Origin of the sequence: Bradyrhizobium sp. TM233, from assembly GCF_036247965.1 — a bacterium.
Lineage (GTDB): Bacteria > Pseudomonadota > Alphaproteobacteria > Rhizobiales > Xanthobacteraceae > Bradyrhizobium > Bradyrhizobium ottawaense.
Map to the genome: position 1 here is coordinate 1 of NZ_BTIG01000334.1, position 285 is coordinate 285.

Annotated in this window: 1 protein-coding gene; it reads right to left on the reverse strand. The window is 45.6% G+C overall.

The genetic code is table 11. The annotated features are described in order from the left end of the window. On the reverse strand, window positions 1–285 hold a 285-nt coding region (locus AABA86_RS34430), incomplete at both ends, for a hypothetical protein (RefSeq protein WP_338309919.1).

The following is a 285-nucleotide window of genomic DNA, read 5'->3' on the forward strand; positions in this document are numbered from 1 at the left end:
ATACTTCATTTTCAAATTTTCATTGATGGCCAAGTCTCCAGCTTCAATCTGGTATCTCGCCACGTGTTCTACATTGGACTCTCCTGAGTCCCCGGAAAACTTAGTAAACTTTGGGACTTTCCAACCTCGAGGGAGCTCTGCTTCGAGAACTTCCTCAGTGAAGGCTGAGATAAAATGGGGCCTGTTCGCAAAACCCACATTAAAGCCATGTTGGTTCAACAATTGTTCAACAACGGCAGCAACATTTTGTTGCCCCTCAGGATTCTGGCGTCGAATTCTCTCCAA